This is a genomic window from Streptococcus sp., from assembly GCF_019414905.1.
GTDB lineage: Bacteria > Bacillota > Bacilli > Lactobacillales > Streptococcaceae > Streptococcus.
This window is the reverse complement of sequence record NZ_DXLC01000046.1, coordinates 1-2,038: the sequence shown is the minus strand read 5'-3', so window position 1 is coordinate 2,038 and position 2,038 is coordinate 1. Positions and strand designations below refer to the sequence as shown.

The 2,038-nt window shown below is 38.6% G+C and carries 3 protein-coding genes; all 3 read left to right on the top strand.

Annotation, left to right across the window (positions count from 1 at the left end; genetic code table 11):
• Window positions 1–44 precede the first annotated feature (44 nt).
• Window positions 45–755, top strand: a complete 711-nt coding sequence (gene ccdA2 / locus QZ359_RS01190; protein ID WP_261075152.1) for a thiol-disulfide oxidoreductase-associated membrane protein CcdA2 — start codon at window positions 45–47, stop codon at window positions 753–755.
• A gap of 11 nt (window positions 756–766) precedes the next feature.
• Entirely contained in the window at window positions 767–1,333 is a 567-nt protein-coding gene (gene sdbB / locus QZ359_RS01185; protein WP_000757382.1) for a thiol-disulfide oxidoreductase-associated lipoprotein SdbB, read from the top strand.
• Between the two features lie 96 nt (window positions 1,334–1,429).
• A partial coding sequence (locus tag QZ359_RS01180) for a TRAM domain-containing protein (RefSeq protein WP_365966972.1) occupies window positions 1,430–2,038 on the top strand: 609 nt, incomplete at its 3' end.

Genomic DNA, 2,038 nt, shown 5'->3' with positions numbered 1-2,038 from the left:
TTATAGTACAATAGGTTTAAATTCTTAAGAAAGTTGGTTCTTTATTGGAAACGCTAGTATTTTCAATCTCCGTTTTTTTAGCAGGGGTCTTGTCCTTCTTTTCTCCCTGTATTTTTCCTCTTCTGCCAGTTTATGCTGGAATTTTGCTGGATGATCAGGAAAGCGCAAAAAGTTTTTCCTTGTTTGGGAGAAAGGTTCTCTGGTCGTCGGGTTTGATTCGAACCCTTTGCTTTATCGCAGGTATTTCACTCATTTTCTTTATTCTAGGATTTGGTGCTGGTTACTTTGGTAATATTCTCTATGCCAATTGGTTTCGCTATACCATGGGAACAATTATTATTATTTTGGGCCTTCACCAGATGGAAATTTTTCATTTTAAGAAATTAGAGGTTCAAAAAAGCTTTACTTTTAAGAAATCAGAAGCCAATCGTTATTGGTCGGCCTTTTTACTCGGTATTACCTTTAGCTTCGGTTGGACGCCTTGTATTGGTCCAGTTTTGAGTTCTGTTTTAGCGCTTGCGGCTTCTGGGGGCAATGGCGCTTGGCAAGGTGCTATCTATACCTTGATTTACACTCTAGGGATGGCTATTCCTTTCTTGGTCTTGGCCTTAGCTTCAGGAGCAGTGATGCCTTATTTTAGTAAAATTAAACGTCATATGATGCTACTGAAGAAAATTGGTGGTTTGCTCATTATTTTAATGGGAATTTTGTTACTATTAGGACAAGTAAATGTTCTAGCTGGAATTTTTGAATAAAGGAGAAAAAGATGAAAAAAGTAATGTTTGCTGGCTTAAGCCTCTTGTCATTAGTTGTATTGATGGCCTGTGGTGAGGAAGAGACTAAAAAGACTCAAGCTCCACAACAATCCCCAAAACAACAGCAACAAACGCCTGTACAACAAATTGCTGTTGGAAAAGATGCTCCAGATTTTACCTTGCAATCTATGGACGGTAAAGAAGTTAAGTTATCTGATTATAAGGGTAAAAAAGTCTATTTGAAGTTTTGGGCTTCATGGTGTGGTCCATGTAAGAAAAGTATGCCTGAGTTGATGGAACTAGCGGCGAAACCAGATCGTGATTTCGAAATTCTTAGTGTCATTGCACCAGGAATTCAAGGTGAAAAAACCGTTGAGCAATTCCCACAATGGTTCCAAGATCAAGGTTATAAGGATATCCCAGTTCTTTATGACACAAAAGCAACCACCTTCCAAGCTTATCAAATCCGAAGCATTCCTACAGAATACCTGATTGACAGTCAAGGAAAGATTGGAAAGATACAATTTGGTGTTATCAGCAACGCGGATGCAGAAGCAGCCTTTAAAGAAATGAACTAGCATAGATAAAGAGAATCTGATTACAAATTTCATGGTATAATAGATGGTAACCGTAACGTTGCCGTCTTTTTTGTCGGCCAATAGAAAGAGAAGAGAATGTTAAAGAAAAATGATATTGTAGAAGTTGAAATTGTTGACTTGACCCATGAAGGCGCAGGAGTTGCCAAGGTGGATGGTTTGGTATTTTTTGTAGAGAATGCTTTACCAAGTGAAAAAATCCTTATGCGTGTCCTTAAGGTTAATAAAAAGATTGGTTTTGGTAAAGTTGAAGAATACCTTGTCCAGTCACCACACCGTAATCAAGATCTAGATTTGGCTTACCTGCGTTCAGGAATCGCTGATTTAGGTCATCTTGCATATCCAGAACAGCTTAAGTTTAAAACCAAGCAAGTTAAGGATAGTCTATACAAGATTGCTGGAATTGCAGATGTAGAAGTTGCTGAAACTTTGGGTATGAAAAATCCAGTTAAGTACCGCAACAAGGCACAGGTCCCTGTTCGTCGAGTAAATGGTATCTTGGAAACTGGATTTTTCCGTAAGAATTCTCATGACCTCATGCCTCTTGAAGATTTCTTTATTCAGGATTCTGTCATTGACCAAGTTGTGGTAGTTCTTCGAGATTTGCTTCGTCGTTTTGATTTGAAACCTTATGATGAAAAGGAACAATCTGGCTTGATTCGAAACCTTGTGGTGCGTCGTGGCCAC

Bases quoted from the DNA above. Each gene is read 5' to 3' on its own strand.
- sdbB (WP_000757382.1), top strand. From the start codon at position 767: ATGAAAAAAGTAATGTTTGCTGGCTTAAGCCTCTTGTCATTAGTTGTA.